The sequence below is a fragment of the Rhodococcus sp. NPDC003318 genome, from assembly GCF_042879035.1.
Taxonomy (GTDB): Bacteria; Actinomycetota; Actinomycetes; order Mycobacteriales; family Mycobacteriaceae; genus Rhodococcus_G.
The window spans coordinates 25,840-40,203 of the sequence record NZ_JBIAOU010000013.1 but is presented as its reverse complement, the minus strand read 5'-3'; the positions used below and the strand labels follow the sequence as shown (position 1 = coordinate 40,203).

Genomic DNA, 14,364 nt, shown 5'->3' with positions numbered 1-14,364 from the left:
AGTGCACCACTGCGCGGAAGCGCATAATGGAAACACCTCTGGTGAAGGGTCGGGGCGATGAACAGGCAACTTCACGGACATCGTGTGGCGATCCTCGCCGCCGACGGTGTCGAACAGGACGAACTCGTCGCACCACGGCGTGCGGTCGAGGAGGCGGGCGGCACCACCGAGTTGCTGTCCATCTCGCCGGGGGAGATCCAGGCGTACCGGGCCGACGTCGTGGTCGGGGACCGCTTTCCGGTGGACCGTCTCGTCGGACGCGCCAGCGTCGACGACTACCACGCGCTGATCCTGCCCGGCGGCACGCTCGGTCCGGACCGGCTGCGCACCGACGACCACGCCGTCGCCTTCGTGCGGCACTTCATGCACATCGGCAAGCCGGTGGCGGCGATCGGCCACGCCCCCTGGATGCTGATCGAGGCCCGCGCCGTCGGCGGGCGCACACTCACCAGCTGGCCGAGCCTGCGCACCGACATCGTCAACGCCGGCGGAGTCCACGTCAACGAGAAGGTCGTCGTCGATCGGAACCTCGTCACCAGCCGTGGGCCGCTGGATCTTCCGTGCTTCTGTTACGCGCTGGTCGGCAAGTTCACGCAGCACCCGCAGCCCGTCGGCCAGTTCTGACGCCTGCCGTCACGCACCCTTGTCGGGCTCGGTTCGGCGGGCGTAGCGTCGAACCGAGATCCGATCCTCGACCCGAGGAGGGATCCGATCCTCGACCCGAGGAGGAGTGAACGATGAAGCTGCATCTGTTCAGTGAGTGGTCCGGATACGTACTCGGTCTCGCTGCGGTCATCACATTCGCCCTCGCAGTCGTCGCGATGGCGTCCGGTTTCGAGGGGTGGGCGTTGGTCGCCGGGATTGCCTGCCTCGCCTCGCTCGCCGTCGGGCTGAGTGTGGTCGGCGGTGCCCTGCACCACGACCACAAGCAGCGCAGGCACGAGCCGCGGTTCCCGCTTCCCGGTGGCCTCGCCTGGCCCGGCCGCAACGAGGGAGTGGGTCGATGAGTCTGAACACGGTGGCCGTCTGGGTCGGCTTCGGCTGCGCGCTGCTGGCCGTGGTGGCGACGGGTATGTTCCTGGTCGCCGCGGGATCCGGTCACGGCGGCTGGGCCGTGCTGGCCGGCGGATTCTTCGTGCTCGTGGTCGCCACCGCCGCCCTCGTCGTCGGTGGGACCGTCCACCACGACCACAAGCTGGGACGCGAAGGCCCGCACTTCCCGTAACAGTCAGGACCCGGCGAGTCGGCGTTTCTCGGCCTCGACGTCGAAATTGGCGGCGGGCCAGTCCAGGTCGAGACGCTGCAGGGCGCCGATGAGCAGTTCGGTCACGGCCAGCCTGCTGTACCACTTCCGGTCGGCGGGAACGACGTGCCACGGTGCGTGCGGTGTCGACGTGCGATCCAGCATCGCCTGGTAGGCCTCCTTGTACTGGGGCCAGAACTCGCGTTCGGTGATGTCACCGGGGTTGTACTTCCAGTGCTTGTCGCGGCGTTCGAGGCGTTCGGCCAACCGCGCCTTCTGCTCGTCCGGAGAGACGAACATCGCGACCTTCACCAGCGTCGTGCCCGACTCGACGAGTTCGTGCTCGAACGCGTTGATCTCGTCGTAGCGGGCCTCCCACTCGCTGCGCGGCACCAGGTCGTGCACCCGCACCACGAGGACGTCCTCGTAGTGGGAACGGTCGAACACCCCGAGCTGTCCCTTGCGTGGCAGTGCCTTCCGGATCCGCCACAGGTAGTGGTGGCGCTTCTCCTCCGGGGTCGGGACGCCGAACGACGCGTGGTCGACGCCCTGCGGATCGACGTGGCCGATGACGTGCCGAACCACGCCGCCCTTGCCCGCGGTGTCCATGCCCTGCAGTACCAGCAGCACCGACCGCTGCTCGTCGCGGGCGCGGGCGTTCGCGAAGAGCTTCTCCTGCAGATCGGACAGCACCGCGCCGCGCTCCTCGAGCAGCCTCTCGCCGACCGACTTGCCGCCCACGAAGCCGGGGGTGGCGGTGGTGTCGAGCCCGTCCACGTCGGTGTCCGGCCCGACCCGCAGTGCCTCGGTCGCCGGGAGCTGCCAGCCTTCGCGTGTACCCACGCGAGTGACTCTGTCACGCCCGGCGCCGGTTCGTCGGGACCGGCGGTCAGAGACTCTCGGTGCCGCTCTTGAGCAGCGGGTGCGGCACCGAGCGGAACCGCGCCGGCGACCCCGCGACCGCCGCGATCCCCGTCACGCCGCCCCAGGCCATCATCACCAGGTAGTCGATCAGGTCCTCGGCCCTCATCGACCGGTTCGAGATCCACCAGTGCGTGGCCAACTGGACCGCCCCGACGATGCCGTACGCCCAGGGCAGGGAGCCGCCCGAGTCCATCTCCATCTGCCGCAGCCGCAGACCGAGCACCGCGGACAGCGCCTCGGCGATCATCCGCTCCGACTCGGCGACCACGTCCCGGTTCGCGCCCGAACTGTTGGCCATCACGTAGAGGTACACCTCGGTGTCCTCGGAGACCGTCTCCACGTAGGCGGTGATGGCGACGCGGACGAGTTCGTATTCGGCCATGTCGGCGCCGATCGCGGCGTACATCCGCGGAGCGAGGACCGTCTCGACCCAGCGGGTCATCGTCGCGCTGGTGAGGTCGTTCTTGTCGTTGAAGTAGCGGTACAGGACGGTCTTGGAGACGCCGATCTCCGACGCGATCTCGTCCATTCCGATGTCCCGGCCGCGGGCCCGGATCGCGGACAGGGTGCCGTCGACGAGTTCCTCCCGACGGGCGATCTTGTGCTCGCGCCAGCGTCGCTTGCGGCCGTCGGTCTTCGGCAGCTCGGGGCCGACATCGGTGACCTCAGGGGTGTCGAGGTCGGGTGCGGTCTTCTTCGGCAAGGGGTCGCCATCCGTTCAATTCGATCTTTTGGGTGCAAGTTTAAGGCCACGTACCAGTCCGGGCGGATGCTCACCCCGGTGTCGTGACGAATTTCGGCACAATGGCCAGGTGATGCAGTTGTTGAGTGTTGACGACACCGCCAAACAGCGGGATCTGCGCCGAATGAAGGCGGTCGCGACCGGATTCCTGGCCTTCGCGACGGTGGTGTACCTGTTCTGCCGGTGGGCGGAGACGCGGGGTGCGGGCTCCTGGGTCGGGTACGTGCGGGCGGCGTCCGAGGCGGGCATGGTCGGCGCCCTCGCCGACTGGTTCGCGGTGACCGCCCTGTTCCGGCATCCGCTGGGACTGCGGATCCCGCACACCGCCATCATCAAGCGGAAGAAGGACCAGCTCGGGTCGAGCCTGGGCAACTTCGTCGGCGCCAACTTCCTCGCACCGGAGGTGGTGTCGCAGAAGGTGCGTGCCGCGCAGGTGCCGTTGCGGCTGGGAACCTGGCTGGCCGAGCCAGTTCACGCCGAGCGCGTCGCGGCCGAGACGGCGACGCTGCTGCGCGGTTTCGTCGGGGTCCTGCGCGACGAGGACATCCAGCAGATCATCGACAACACCATCGTGCGCCGCATCGCCGAGCCGGCGTGGGGGCCGCCGATCGGCAAGGTGCTCGCCGAGCTGCTTGCGCAGAACCGGCAGCTGCCGCTGCTCGACATGCTCGCCGAGCGTGCCCACCAGTGGGCGCTGGGCAGCCAGGAGACGATCGACCGGATCATCGACCGCGACAGCCCGTCCTGGTCGCCGAAGTTCGTGGACCTGCTGCTCGGTGAGCGGATCCACAAGGAACTCGTCGAGTTCACCTGGAAGGTGCGGTCGAACCCACAGCACGAGGTGCGGTTGGCGGCCAACCGGTTCCTGATCGAGTTCGCGCACGATCTGCAGCACGACCCGGCGACGATGGCGAAGGCCGAGAAGATCAAGACCGAGCTGATGGGTCGTAAGGAGGTCACCGGCGCGGCCGAGGCGGCGTGGAAGGTGGCCAAGCGGATGATCCTCGAGTCTGCGGACGACCCGAACAGCTCGCTGCGGGCCAAGACCCGCGACACCGTCATCCGGCTGGGGGAGCGGCTGCGCGACGAGCCGGAGCTGCGCGCGAAGGTCGAGGGCTGGCTCGACGCGGCGGCCCGGTACGTCAGCGCCAACTACACCCCCGAGATCACCGGGATCATCACGGACACGGTCGCCCGGTGGGACGCGGAGGAGGCGAGCCGCAAGATCGAATTGCAGGTCGGACGCGATCTGCAGTTCATCCGGATCAACGGCACCGTGGTCGGTGCGCTCGCCGGGCTGGCCATCTACACCCTCTCGGAGCTGCTGTTCTCCTGACCGCCACCCGACTGCTAACAGGAGTGCTTGCAATTGTTAGCACCCTTCCGTACCGTGGATGGTGCATGTCGTGAAGGGGAGAACATGACCGACGAGACCCGGTCGACCGGTGACAGTGCGGGAGAAGTCGCGGCTCGGGTGGTCAGCTCGGCGGCGCAGGACATCGGCAGCTTCATCAAGTCGCAACGCGAGGCCGCGCAGGTGTCCCTCCGGCAGCTGTCGCAGCTCGCCGGTGTCAGCAATCCGTACCTGAGCCAGATCGAACGCGGATTGCGCAAGCCGTCCGCCGAAGTGCTCGGTCAGATAGCGAAGGGCCTCCGGATGTCCTCGGAGGTGCTGTACATGCGGGCTGGACTGCTCGAGCAACGCCCAGCCAGTCCGGTGCGGGACGCACTGCTCTCCGACGTCTCCATCACGGAACGTCAGAAGCAGGTGCTCCTCGAAATCTACGAATCGTTCCAGCGGGAGAACCTCCCGTCGACGGAACCCCAGGCCGATGAACAGGAGAACGAACGATGACCGAACTCAAGGGTTTCGACACCGTGAAGACGCCGATCCTCGCCGCGGTCGGTGCCGGTGACGTCGTGGTCCAGGCCGTCGCCGACCTCGTCGCGCAGGTCCGCGAGCGCGCCACCACCGCGGGCGACGACCTCACCGTCGACGCCGCCCGCGACCGCTTCGACAAGCTGGCCGGCGACGTCACCGACGGCGTCGAGGCGCTGCGCGAGCGTCTGGCGGGCCTGCCGTCCGAGCTGCCCGAGGAGCTTGCCGAGCTGCGCGAGAAGTTCAGCGCCGAGGAGCTCCGCAAGGTCGCCGAGGCGTACCTCAAGATCGCGTCCGACATCTACGCCTCGCTGGCCGAGCGTGGTGAGGAGACCGTGGAGCGGCTCCGCAAGCAGCCCACCATCGAGGAGGGCATCGGGCGCGCCCAGTCCGCGCTCGGTGACGCGGCCGAACTGACCGAGGAGGCGCTCGGCACCGTGGCCCGGCAGACCCGGGCCGTCGGCGAGCAGGCCGCCAAGTTCGCGGGACGTGCCGCCGAGAGGATCGGCGACGTCGCGGACGAGGTGTCCGACGCCGTTTCCGGTGCCGGCGAGCAGGTCGCCAGCCGCTTCGCCGGCGCCGGCGAGAAGGCCGAGGCCACCGCCGAATCCGCGGCCAGCAAGGTCGAGGCCTCCGCACCGAAGGTCGCCGCCGCCGTCAAGCCGGCGACGCCCGAGTCCGAGTCCGAGTCCGAGCCCGAATCCGCGTCCGAGTCCGAGCCCGCGAAGCCGGCCGCCACCAAGGCCGCGCCCGCGAAGGCGGCGCCCGCCAAGCCCGCGCCGGTGAAGGCGACCGCCGCCAAGCCGGTCCCGACGAAGGCGACCCCGGCCAAGGCGCCCGCCAAGAAGGCCGCTCCGAAGCCGCCCGAGGCCTGACGCTCCGAAGTCGCCCGAGGCCTGAACCGCGACGGTCGTGTCCGAACGGCGCGACCCGACCGGCGTGACCGAACGTCGAACGTCCACCCCCGTGCAGCCCGCTGCACGGGGGTGGACGTCCAATAGAATGGAAAACGTGACCACCGCCTACAACCTCACCGCGATGATCATGATCGCCCTGCGCCTGCTCGCGCTGGGGGCAGGCGCGTTCGCGATCTTCCACGCGATCCGTCAGCGCACCGACGCGTTCACCGCGGTCGACAAGCTGAGCAAGCCGATCTGGCTGGGCATCCTCGTCGTTGCGACACTGATCGTGTTCGCATTCGGGGTGGTGTCGTTCTTCGGGCTCATCGCGGTCGTGGCGATCGGTGTGTACCTCGTCGACGTGCGTCCGCGGGTCGACGAGATCCAGCGCGGCCCGCGCTGGTGAAGCGTTCGTGAGAACGTAAGTCACAGATACCGTTGACAACAGGTATCTGCTCGTCGCATTGTTGAAGTGACCGTCGTCGCGCCGGTGATGCCGGCGCCACGATCGCAGCACTCGACGAGGAGCGCCGACATGTCGATCACGCACGATCGCCGGCACGAATCCCGCCCGGTCAAGGCAGGTGACCGGCAGGAGACCGCAGCCAGACTGCTCGCGTCCGCGGCCCGCAAGTCCTACGACCCGCTCGTCGAAGTCGACTGGGACGCGCCGATCCCCGACGACCTCTACGGCATGACCCCGGAATGGTGCAGCCTGTACGGCACCGATCTGTGGGACTCGATGACCGAACAGCAACGCGTCACGCTCACCAAGCACGAGGCCGCGAGCATCGCGGGCACCGGCATCTGGTTCGAGATGATCCTGATGCAGATGCTGCTGCGCGACATCTACTCGCACGACCCCTCGACACCGCACGTCCAGTTCGCACTCACCGAGATCGCCGACGAGTGCAGGCACTCGACGATGTTCGCCCGGTCCGCCGCCCGCTTCGGCGTCCCGTCGTACCAGCCGCGCGGCTGGATCCGGCAGTCCGCCCGCGTCTTCAAGGCCACCGCGACCGGGTCCCTGGCGTACGGCGGCACGCTGTTCGCCGAGGAGATCCTCGACATGATGCAGCGCGACTTCATGAAGGACGACCGCGTCCAGCCGATCACCCGCACCGTCAGCCGGATCCACGTCCTCGAGGAGGCGCGGCACATCAGGTTCGCGCGCGAGGAGACCGTCCGCCGCGCCGCGAACGTCTCCCGGTTCGCCCGAGCCCGGATCCGCCTGCTGCTCGGCATCACCGCCTACTTCGTCGTCACCAGCCTGGTGAACCCCAAGGCGTACGCGGCCGCCGGCCTCGACCCGAAGCAGGCGCAGGCCGCCGCGCGGGCCAACAAGCACTACCACGCCAGGATCCGCGAGGGCAGCGCGAAGACCGTCGAATTCCTCGACGACGTCGGGCTGATCGGCGGCCCGTCGAGGCAGCTGCTGCGACGCGCCCACATCATCTGACCTGCACACTCACCCAACACGCTCGGAGGTACCCACGTTGTCGGTTCGGACACGGCAGATGCTCGTCGGCGCCGCGGTCGGCACCGCTGCACTCGCGGCGGTGACCGCGGTCCGGTCCCGGCGGAGGCTCGACCGGACCCCGTCCGCCGAACCGAATCCCGCCCTCGCCGACCCGATCCTGCATCCCGAGACCCTCGATGTCGTCTCGGCGGACGGGCACCGCATCCACGCCCTCGCCTACGGCGACCCCGACGCCCCACCGATCGTGTTCGCCCACGGCTGGACCTGCTCGACGACGTTCTGGTACCCGCAGATCAACGCACTCGCCGACGACCACCGGGTGATCGTCTACGACCAGCGCGGCCACGGCCGCACCGCACTCGGGTCGGCCCGGCTGACCGCCGAACTGCTCGGCGACGACCTCGACGCGGTGCTCTCCGCCGCGGTGCCCGACGGTCGGAAGGCGGTCGTCGTCGGGCACAGCATGGGCGGCATGTCGATCATGTCGTGGGCGTTGAAGTACCCGCAGCGGGTGCCGGAGAAGGCGAGCGCGGTACTGCTCGCGAGCACCGGCCCGGACCGCCTGATCGACGAGACCACCGTCATCCCGCGCGGCAAGCGGGCACCGGTCGTGCCGGCGCCCGTCGCCCGCGCCATCCTCGGCTCGACGGTGCCGCTCATCGAGACTCCGCTGACCCGCCGCGGAATCCAGTACGTCGCGCTGGCACCGGGGTCGACGCGTCAGCAGGTCGACTTCTGCGCCCGCATCGTGCGGGAATGCGCCCCCGCGACCCGCGGCGGCTGGGGCCGGGCGCTGAGCACCCTCGACGTCGGCGACGCCCTGGACAACCTGACCGTGCCCACGACAGTTCTCGTCGGGAGCGCCGACCGGCTGACACCGCCGGGCCACTCGGTGCGGATGGCGGACCGCCTCGACGCGCACGACCACCTGTCCCGGCTGATCCGGCTGCCCGGCATCGGCCACATGGCGACCATCGAGAGCCACGACGAGGTCAACGCCGAGATCAGGCGGCTCCGCCGCCTGTGAGTCCTTCCGGTGTCCCTGGGGGCCGGTAGGACTCACGGGCGCGCAGCGCGGCTAGGGCACGTCTCCCAATTCCCTTGTCGGCGCTCCTGGCGCCCAATCGCCGCCCCGCTGCGTTGTCGTCGGCGCCGATACAACCCCGGTATCGGCTTCTCCTCCGCCTTGCTGGACGACGATTGTTCTGCCAGGAGCATCCGAGTGGAATTGGGAGACATGCCCTAGCTGAAGACGACGGTCTTGCGGCCGTGCACGAGGATGCGGTCCTCGAGGTGCCAGCGCAGGCCTCGGGCGAGGACCAGCTTCTCGATGTCCCGGCCCTGCCGGACCATGTCCCGGATCTGGTCGGCGTGGTCCACCCGGATCACGTCCTGCTCGATGATCGGGCCCGCATCCAGCTCGGCGGTGACGTAGTGGCACGTCGCGCCGATCAGCTTCACGCCGCGCGCGAACGCCTGGTGATACGGGCGGGCACCGACGAACGACGGCAGGAAGCTGTGGTGGATGTTGATCGCCCGCCCGGCCCAGTGCTCGCACAGCTCTGCGGGCAGCACCTGCATGAACCGGGCGAGGACCACGGCGTCGGGGTCGTGCGCGTCGACGAGCTTGCGGACCTGCTCGAACGCGGGCCCCCGCTCGGCCGGATCCTTCGGGAACGAGACGTAGTGGAAGTCGATGCCGTGGCGCCGCGTCACGTCCTCGAGGTCGGGATGGTTGCCGATCACCGCGGCGATGTCCGCGGGCAGCTCGCCGCCCGCCGCGCGCCCCAGCAGATCGTGCAGGCAGTGACCCTCCTTGCTGACCAGCAGGACGATCTTCTTCCGCTGGCCGGTGTCGTGCAGCGACCAGTCCGTCTCCGGGCCCAGCTCGGCGGCGACGTCGGCGAACTGCTCGCGCAGCTCGTCCAGACCCAGCGAGATCGACGACGCCCGCACGGCCTGACGGGTGAAGAACCACCCGGACTCCGGGTCGGCGTGGTACGCGGCTTCGACGATCGAACCTCCGACCTCGGCGAGGAACGTCGAGATCCGGGCGACGATGCCCGTCCGGTCGGGGGTGCCGAGGGACAGCACGTAGCGGCGGTCGTCCTCGGAAGCGATGGGCCTGTTCATGCCGACAGTCTCTCAGGTGCCTCGGCACCGGTGGCCGTGACACCGCGACGTGTCGGTCCACCGCACCGCGGTCAGCGCACCACCACCGCGGTCGCCACCAACGTGCCCGCGTCGACGGTCTCGATGTCGCGTTCGGTGAGCAGACCGAGGAACTCGCGGCGCACCGCCTCCACGGTGTCCGCGTCGAGCGGCAGCAGCGAGCTCCGCAGCGCGCCGCCGAGGACCATGTCCCACACGAGCTCCGGGGTCGCGGGAAGCAGGTTGGACAGCTCGTTGATCTCCACCGACGCCGCGCCGTACCCGGTCAGCCACGACCGCAGCGCATCGGCCGTGTCGAACCGGGCGAGGGCGGCAGCACGGCTCGGGCGCGCATCCGGGACGTGGCGCGTCAGGGCGTCGAAGTAGGTGCTCGCGAACTGTTCCAGGGCGCCGCGACGCCACACCGTCAGCCCGACCCGCGCGACCGGACGCAGCATCCGGACCAGCCGGGCCAGAGCCAGATTCGGGTGCGGCAGGAAGAAGACGCCGTACGAGCAGGCGAGCGCGTCGTAGCCGCGCCGCGGCACGGAACTCGGTGGCTCCCACTCGGTGGCGTCGGCGCGGACGAACTCGATGTTCTTCAGCGCGCGGTCCGACGCCACCAGCCTGCCCTGCTCGAGCAGGTCGTCGGCGAGGTCGACGGCGTGCACGAGCCCGGTCGGTCCGACCGCGGCGGCCGCGGGGATCGCCGACGCGCCCGCGCCGCAGCACACGTCGAGCACCGCCTCGCCCGGCCGCAGCCGCAACTGGAACGCCAGCGCCTGACCCGCCGGACCCCACACGCTCGGCGACAGCCGGCTGAACTCGCGGGCGCCGGCGTTGAACACGGAAGCGAGCTCGTCCGCACTCATACCGTCACCGTAGCCCCTTTCGGAGCCTCTCAGATGTCGTAGAAGGGCTGCGCGTACCGGAACCGGCCGGTGAGGTCGGGTGTGTGGGCGGTGAGGGGACGCACCTGGAAGTGGCTGACCCACTCCGGGATTCCCGGGTCGATCCCGACCTCGGCGCCGGGCACGAAGCCGAAGCGGGGGTAGTAGTCGAGGTGACCGAGCAGTGCGACGAGCGGCTCGCCGAGGGCGTCGGCGGCGCCGAGACTCGCGTGCATCAGCGCCGCGCCGACACCGGAGCGCTGCCGGTCGGCGAGCACTCCGATCGGGCCCAGCGCGAGGGCGGGGCGTCCACCGACCGTGGCCCGCGTGAGGCACACGTGCCCGACCACGGCGCCCGCGCCGTCCTGCGCGACCATCGACAGCTCCGGCAGCCACGCGTCCGACGCGCGCAGCGCCGCCACCAGCGCGACCTCCACCGGTTCCGACGCGTCCGGCGGCACCTGGTCCGCGAACGCGGAGCGGTGGATCGCGGCGATCGCGTCGACGTCGGCGGGGCGTTCCCTGCGGATCAGCACGACCGCCAGTGTCGGCGGCCCGCGCTGCCGCCCGCAACCCGATTTCGGTGCAGGTGTGTGGAAGGCTCGGGGCCATGTCGCCGAACCCCACCCCCGCCGCGGAACTCACCAGGGCCGCCGTCGCCGCGATGGTCGATCACACCCTGCTCAAGCCGGAGGCGACCGCGGCGGACGTCGCGGCGCTCGTCGAGGAGGGGCGGGCGCTCGGCGTGTACTCGGTGTGCGTGTCGCCGTCGATGCTGCCGCTGCGCGACAGCAGGCAGCTGCCGCTTCGCGACAGTGGTGTGAAGGTCGCCGTCGTCGCGGGATTCCCGTCCGGGAAGCATCATTCGCTGATCAAGGGATCGGAGGCGCGGCTCGCGGTGCAGCAGGGTGCCGACGAGGTGGACATGGTCATCGACGTCGGCGCCGCGGTCGCCGGCGACTACAACGCGGTGCTCGCCGACATCCTGACCGTCCGGGAGGGGATCGCCGGGGAGGCGGTGCTCAAGGTGATCCTCGAGACGGCGGTGCTGTCGGACGAGGCGATCGTCGAGTGCTGCCGGGCCGCGGAACGGGCCGGCGCCGACTTCGTGAAGACGTCCACCGGTTTCCACCCGGCGGGCGGGGCGACCGTCGACGCCGTCCGGCTGATGGCGCAGACCGTGGGGGACCGGCTCGGCGTCAAGGCCAGCGGCGGCATCCGCACCGCCGAGGCGGCCCGCGCCATGATCGAGGCCGGCGCGACGCGCCTCGGGCTGTCGGGCACCCGCGCCGTCCTCGACGGTTTCCCCGTGTAGCGCCCGATCACGTCAGCAGCGAGCAGCCCTCCGGTGCCTGGGCGCCCGGCTCGGGCGCGGGCAGCGTGTAGGCGCCGCCGGCCAGCGACAGCTCCAGGCCGCTGTCGGTGACGGTGAGCGACTGCGCGGTCATCCCGAGCGGGAACTCCTGCAGGCTGGCGGTGAGGATGTCGACGATGCCGCTGACCAGGTCGGTCGGCAGGCCGAGGCCGAGCACCTCCGCGCCGACCGTCTGCACGTCCACGAGACCGCCGGAGACGGTGGGCTTGACGGTCAGTGCCGCGAGCCCGCCGAGCACCTTGAACTGCAGGGTGCCGGCCGACGCGTCCGAGGTGACGCCGCTGACGAGCGTGCCGAACGGTTGCGCGGCGATGGTGGCGGCGATGCCGTCGGTGGACCAGTCGACGTCGGCGGTGGAACTGCCGACGGTCCCGCCCGAGGTGTCGCTGGTGGTCAGGTCGATGTCGTTGACGCGGGCGCTGACGTGCATGCCCTCCGCTGGACCGAAGCTCGAGTCGTCGCTGGTGATGGTGATGTACGGGACCTTCTTGTCGACGGCCTGCAGCAGCACGGGCTTGGCGCTGAGCCCGACGTCGACCTGCGAGCCGAGTTGGCTCTCGAACTGGTCGGCCATGCACTGCTTGACGTTGTGGCGGACGTAGAGTTCGCCGCCGATCAGCGCGGCGACGAGGGCGACGATCACGACGAGCGCGACGGTCAGGGCGGTGTTGCGCCCGCGTCGCTGACGCTGGGGACCGGAGGGAGCGTGCGCGGTGGAGGCCATTGCACGGATTCTTCCCGAGTTCTCTGTGCGCTATCTGAGAACTTCCTCGGCGATTTCGTGTGGAATCCGCCACGCGTCGAATATGTGACCTGTACCACAGTTTCGACGTACTGTGTCGTCATGGACGTGACGCCGGAACGGAAACGACGCGACCACGACCTGCGTGCGCGGGCCGAGGTGCAGGACGGATACTTCACCGCCGCGCAGGCCCGGGCCTGCGGATTCTCCGCAGAGGAGATGGCTGACGCGGTCGTGAGCGGGACGTGGGCCCAGCCCGACCTCGGGCTGTTCCGGCTCTCGCCGTGGCGGGCCGGCGACCTGGACGAGGTCGCGCGCTGCTGCGTCCGCCTCGACGGCGCCGTCGTCTCCCACCAGAGCGCAGCCGAACTGCACGGGCTCGGCCACCTGCACCCGAGCTTCCTGCACGTCACCGCCCCGGACGAGACGCACCTGCGGCTGGACCGCGTCGCGGTGCACCACTGCGATCTGGCGGCCGAGGACACCGAGCACACCGGTGCGTTCCTGATCACCACGCCGCTGCGGACGGTGCTCGACCTCGCCGACGGCGGCGTCTCCCAGTGGGTGCTCGACGAGGTCGTCGGTGACGCGCTGGCGATCGGCCGGCTGGACCGCGACGAACTCGAAGCGGGCTGCGACGAGAGCTCGACCCGGGTGCGGCAGCGGGTGCGGCGCGCCCTGTCGGCGTGGGCCTGACGGCGCCGTCAGGCCGGGCGCGGTGCCACCGCCGACCACGGCACCGTGAGCACGTTGTCGCGGAGGCGGCGGCGCGGAACTTCCACCGGAAGGCCTTGCGCGCGTAGTAGGTCCAGTGCCGCGCGCCAGCGTATGCGCGGGCCGAACGGGGCATGTGGGGCGGCGGTCGCCCATGCGCGGTCCGCCGCGAGCAGCAGATCGTGGACGCCCTCCCCGGGCACGTTGCGGTGGATCAACGCCTTCGGCAGCCGCTCCGCGACGTCGCCGGGCCGCTCCACGTCGAACGGGTCCCAGGCCAGCGTCAGCGTCCGCGGCCCGTCCGCGCCGAGCACCACCCAGGCGGATCGCCGACCCAGTTCGTCGCAGGTCCCGTCGACCAGCAGGCCACCCGGCGCCAACCCGGACACGATCTTCGACCAGGCGCCCGCGACCGCGTCCTCCGGATACTGACGCAACACGTTGAACGCCCGCACCAGGTTCGGACGCAGGCCCGCGAGTTCGAACCCGCCGCGGGCGAAGCTGACACCGTCCCGTCCGGGGACCACGCGGTCGGGGTCGATCTCGAGCCCGACCACCCGCAGACCGGGCCGGACCGTGCGCAACCGCGCGGCGAGTTCGAAGGTGGTGTCGGGGCGGGCGCCGTAACCGAGGTCGACGACCAGCGGATCGGGCGTCCGGTGCAGCAGGTCCACCACCTGCGGTCGGTGCATCAGCCAGCGGTCGCTGCGTCGCAGCCGGTTGATGCCGGTGGTGCCGCGGGTGATGACACCGTCCGGTTTGGCGGCGCGGTTCATGCGCGTTCTAGGACTGCTTCGCGAGCCAGTCGGCGGTGACCGTCGCCTCGGTGCGCAGCAGGTCCACGAGGTTGACGAGCATCAACTGCTCGAGCTTGGCGCCGACGAACGGGAGGTACACCTTCGCCTCCGACGAGGTCCTCAGCGTGGCGCCGGTGTCGGTGCCGAACAGCGACATGGTGCCGGTCAGGCTGCCCGGCCCGGCCGGGATGGACGCCTCGTAGGTGCCGGTGACGGGTTCCCCGAAGGCGCTGTAACGCTCCTTGCGGGTGATGATCATGTCCTTCTTCATCACCGTCTGCGCGATGTCGGGCAGGGTGTCGCGCGGAATGACGTGGTGGAACACCAGGTCGATACCGGAATCGGTGACCTCGAACTTCTCGACCTCGTTGTCCGAGAACTTCCGCAGTTCGATCATCCGCGCCTCCCAGTACTCCCGGTCGGTGAGCGCGGCGTAGACCTGCTCGGTCGAATGGGTGTAGCGGGCGGAGTAGTCGATGCGTCGAGCCATGACCGGCAAGGCTACCGGCTCTGCACGCATCGACCACA

General features: G+C 70.1%; 19 protein-coding genes. 11 read left to right on the top strand and 8 right to left on the bottom strand.

Annotation, left to right across the window (positions count from 1 at the left end; all coding sequences use genetic code 11):
* The first annotated feature begins 57 nt into the window (after window positions 1-57).
* The 3 genes from ACFYVR_RS19330 (at window position 58) to ACFYVR_RS19320 (ending at window position 1,225) form a co-directional block, all read left to right on the top strand.
* Window positions 58-624 (top strand): type 1 glutamine amidotransferase domain-containing protein, encoded by a 567-nt coding sequence (locus ACFYVR_RS19330; RefSeq protein WP_387476081.1) that lies wholly within the window; start codon window positions 58-60, stop codon window positions 622-624.
* Between the two features lie 113 nt (window positions 625-737).
* On the top strand, window positions 738-1,007 hold the full coding sequence (locus ACFYVR_RS19325; RefSeq protein ID WP_387476079.1) for a hypothetical protein: 270 nt from the start codon (window positions 738-740) through the stop codon (window positions 1,005-1,007).
* On the top strand, window positions 1,004-1,225 hold the full coding sequence (locus ACFYVR_RS19320; protein ID WP_387476077.1) for a hypothetical protein: 222 nt from the start codon (window positions 1,004-1,006) through the stop codon (window positions 1,223-1,225). The genes ACFYVR_RS19325 and ACFYVR_RS19320 overlap by 4 nt, the downstream gene beginning before the upstream one ends.
* Before the next feature lie 3 nt (window positions 1,226-1,228).
* Here ACFYVR_RS19320 and ACFYVR_RS19315 read toward each other — a convergent pair whose 3' ends face one another.
* Both ACFYVR_RS19315 and ACFYVR_RS19310 read right to left on the bottom strand, forming a co-directional pair.
* Window positions 1,229-2,086, bottom strand: a complete 858-nt coding sequence (locus ACFYVR_RS19315) for a polyphosphate kinase 2 family protein (protein ID WP_387476075.1) — start codon at window positions 2,084-2,086, stop codon at window positions 1,229-1,231.
* Between the two features lie 46 nt (window positions 2,087-2,132).
* Window positions 2,133-2,810: a TetR/AcrR family transcriptional regulator gene (locus tag ACFYVR_RS19310; RefSeq protein WP_387476255.1), complete on the bottom strand. Its 678-nt coding sequence runs from the start codon at window positions 2,808-2,810 to the stop codon at window positions 2,133-2,135.
* Between the two features lie 172 nt (window positions 2,811-2,982).
* Here ACFYVR_RS19310 and ACFYVR_RS19305 point away from each other — a divergent pair, with 172 nt between their 5' ends.
* The 6 genes from ACFYVR_RS19305 to ACFYVR_RS19280 all read left to right on the top strand — a co-directional run bounded on the left by ACFYVR_RS19305 (window position 2,983) and on the right by ACFYVR_RS19280 (window position 8,194).
* On the top strand, window positions 2,983-4,245 hold the full coding sequence (locus tag ACFYVR_RS19305) for a DUF445 domain-containing protein (RefSeq protein WP_387476253.1): 1,263 nt from the start codon (window positions 2,983-2,985) through the stop codon (window positions 4,243-4,245).
* An 84-nt stretch (window positions 4,246-4,329) separates the two neighbouring features.
* Window positions 4,330-4,764, top strand: a complete 435-nt coding sequence (locus tag ACFYVR_RS19300; protein ID WP_387476073.1) for a helix-turn-helix domain-containing protein — start codon at window positions 4,330-4,332, stop codon at window positions 4,762-4,764.
* A complete protein-coding gene (locus ACFYVR_RS19295; RefSeq protein WP_387476071.1) occupies window positions 4,761-5,663 on the top strand; it encodes a heparin-binding hemagglutinin in 903 nt (300 codons plus the stop codon). Before ACFYVR_RS19300 ends, ACFYVR_RS19295 begins: the two co-directional genes overlap by 4 nt.
* 127 nt (window positions 5,664-5,790) lie before the next feature.
* Complete coding sequence (locus ACFYVR_RS19290) at window positions 5,791-6,093, top strand: DUF2516 family protein (RefSeq protein WP_387476069.1); 303 nt, start codon at window positions 5,791-5,793, stop codon at window positions 6,091-6,093.
* A 129-nt stretch (window positions 6,094-6,222) separates the two neighbouring features.
* Window positions 6,223-7,146 (top strand): diiron oxygenase, encoded by a 924-nt coding sequence (locus tag ACFYVR_RS19285; protein ID WP_387476067.1) that lies wholly within the window; start codon window positions 6,223-6,225, stop codon window positions 7,144-7,146.
* A 58-nt stretch (window positions 7,147-7,204) separates the two neighbouring features.
* Entirely contained in the window at window positions 7,205-8,194 is a 990-nt protein-coding gene (locus ACFYVR_RS19280) for an alpha/beta fold hydrolase (RefSeq protein WP_387476251.1), read from the top strand.
* A gap of 215 nt (window positions 8,195-8,409) precedes the next feature.
* Here ACFYVR_RS19280 and purU read toward each other — a convergent pair whose 3' ends face one another.
* From purU to ACFYVR_RS19265, 3 genes are all read right to left on the bottom strand, one after another.
* Entirely contained in the window at window positions 8,410-9,300 is an 891-nt protein-coding gene (gene purU, locus ACFYVR_RS19275) for a formyltetrahydrofolate deformylase (protein WP_387476065.1), read from the bottom strand.
* A 71-nt stretch (window positions 9,301-9,371) separates the two neighbouring features.
* Complete coding sequence (locus ACFYVR_RS19270) at window positions 9,372-10,190, bottom strand: class I SAM-dependent methyltransferase (RefSeq protein WP_387476063.1); 819 nt, start codon at window positions 10,188-10,190, stop codon at window positions 9,372-9,374.
* A gap of 29 nt (window positions 10,191-10,219) precedes the next feature.
* On the bottom strand, window positions 10,220-10,744 hold the full coding sequence (locus ACFYVR_RS19265; protein ID WP_387476061.1) for a GNAT family N-acetyltransferase: 525 nt from the start codon (window positions 10,742-10,744) through the stop codon (window positions 10,220-10,222).
* Window positions 10,745-10,818: 74 nt separating this feature from the next.
* Here ACFYVR_RS19265 and deoC point away from each other — a divergent pair, with 74 nt between their 5' ends.
* A complete protein-coding gene (gene deoC / locus ACFYVR_RS19260; protein WP_387476059.1) occupies window positions 10,819-11,523 on the top strand; it encodes a deoxyribose-phosphate aldolase in 705 nt (234 codons plus the stop codon).
* A 7-nt stretch (window positions 11,524-11,530) separates the two neighbouring features.
* On the opposite strand, the gene ACFYVR_RS19255 is transcribed toward deoC, so the two are convergent.
* Window positions 11,531-12,307, bottom strand: coding sequence for a DUF2993 domain-containing protein (locus tag ACFYVR_RS19255; protein ID WP_387476057.1), 777 nt, complete (start codon window positions 12,305-12,307; stop codon window positions 11,531-11,533).
* 120 nt (window positions 12,308-12,427) lie between these two features.
* Here ACFYVR_RS19255 and ACFYVR_RS19250 point away from each other — a divergent pair, with 120 nt between their 5' ends.
* Window positions 12,428-13,021: a type IV toxin-antitoxin system AbiEi family antitoxin gene (locus ACFYVR_RS19250; RefSeq protein WP_387476055.1), complete on the top strand. Its 594-nt coding sequence runs from the start codon at window positions 12,428-12,430 to the stop codon at window positions 13,019-13,021.
* A gap of 8 nt (window positions 13,022-13,029) precedes the next feature.
* On the opposite strand, the gene ACFYVR_RS19245 is transcribed toward ACFYVR_RS19250, so the two are convergent.
* Window positions 13,030-13,815: a class I SAM-dependent methyltransferase gene (locus ACFYVR_RS19245; protein WP_387476053.1), complete on the bottom strand. Its 786-nt coding sequence runs from the start codon at window positions 13,813-13,815 to the stop codon at window positions 13,030-13,032.
* Between the two features lie 7 nt (window positions 13,816-13,822).
* On the bottom strand, window positions 13,823-14,326 hold the full coding sequence (locus tag ACFYVR_RS19240) for a DUF2505 domain-containing protein (RefSeq protein ID WP_387476051.1): 504 nt from the start codon (window positions 14,324-14,326) through the stop codon (window positions 13,823-13,825).
* Between the last annotated feature and the right edge of the window lie 38 nt (window positions 14,327-14,364).

Bases quoted from the DNA above. Each gene is read 5' to 3' on its own strand.
- ACFYVR_RS19280 (WP_387476251.1), top strand. From the start codon at position 7,205: ATGCTCGTCGGCGCCGCGGTCGGCACCGCTGCACTCGCGGCGGTGACC.
- ACFYVR_RS19270 (WP_387476063.1), bottom strand. From the start codon at position 10,190: ATGAGTGCGGACGAGCTCGCTTCCGTGTTCAACGCCGGCGCCCGCGAG.
- purU (WP_387476065.1), bottom strand. From the start codon at position 9,300: ATGAACAGGCCCATCGCTTCCGAGGACGACCGCCGCTACGTGCTGTCC.
- ACFYVR_RS19295 (WP_387476071.1), top strand. From the start codon at position 4,761: ATGACCGAACTCAAGGGTTTCGACACCGTGAAGACGCCGATCCTCGCC.
- ACFYVR_RS19245 (WP_387476053.1), bottom strand. From the start codon at position 13,815: ATGAACCGCGCCGCCAAACCGGACGGTGTCATCACCCGCGGCACCACC.
- ACFYVR_RS19285 (WP_387476067.1), top strand. From the start codon at position 6,223: ATGTCGATCACGCACGATCGCCGGCACGAATCCCGCCCGGTCAAGGCA.
- ACFYVR_RS19240 (WP_387476051.1), bottom strand. From the start codon at position 14,326: ATGGCTCGACGCATCGACTACTCCGCCCGCTACACCCATTCGACCGAG.
- ACFYVR_RS19305 (WP_387476253.1), top strand. From the start codon at position 2,983: ATGCAGTTGTTGAGTGTTGACGACACCGCCAAACAGCGGGATCTGCGC.
- ACFYVR_RS19250 (WP_387476055.1), top strand. From the start codon at position 12,428: ATGGACGTGACGCCGGAACGGAAACGACGCGACCACGACCTGCGTGCG.
- ACFYVR_RS19255 (WP_387476057.1), bottom strand. From the start codon at position 12,307: ATGGCCTCCACCGCGCACGCTCCCTCCGGTCCCCAGCGTCAGCGACGC.
- ACFYVR_RS19320 (WP_387476077.1), top strand. From the start codon at position 1,004: ATGAGTCTGAACACGGTGGCCGTCTGGGTCGGCTTCGGCTGCGCGCTG.
- deoC (WP_387476059.1), top strand. From the start codon at position 10,819: ATGTCGCCGAACCCCACCCCCGCCGCGGAACTCACCAGGGCCGCCGTC.
- ACFYVR_RS19330 (WP_387476081.1), top strand. From the start codon at position 58: ATGAACAGGCAACTTCACGGACATCGTGTGGCGATCCTCGCCGCCGAC.
- ACFYVR_RS19290 (WP_387476069.1), top strand. From the start codon at position 5,791: ATGGAAAACGTGACCACCGCCTACAACCTCACCGCGATGATCATGATC.
- ACFYVR_RS19300 (WP_387476073.1), top strand. From the start codon at position 4,330: ATGACCGACGAGACCCGGTCGACCGGTGACAGTGCGGGAGAAGTCGCG.
- ACFYVR_RS19325 (WP_387476079.1), top strand. From the start codon at position 738: ATGAAGCTGCATCTGTTCAGTGAGTGGTCCGGATACGTACTCGGTCTC.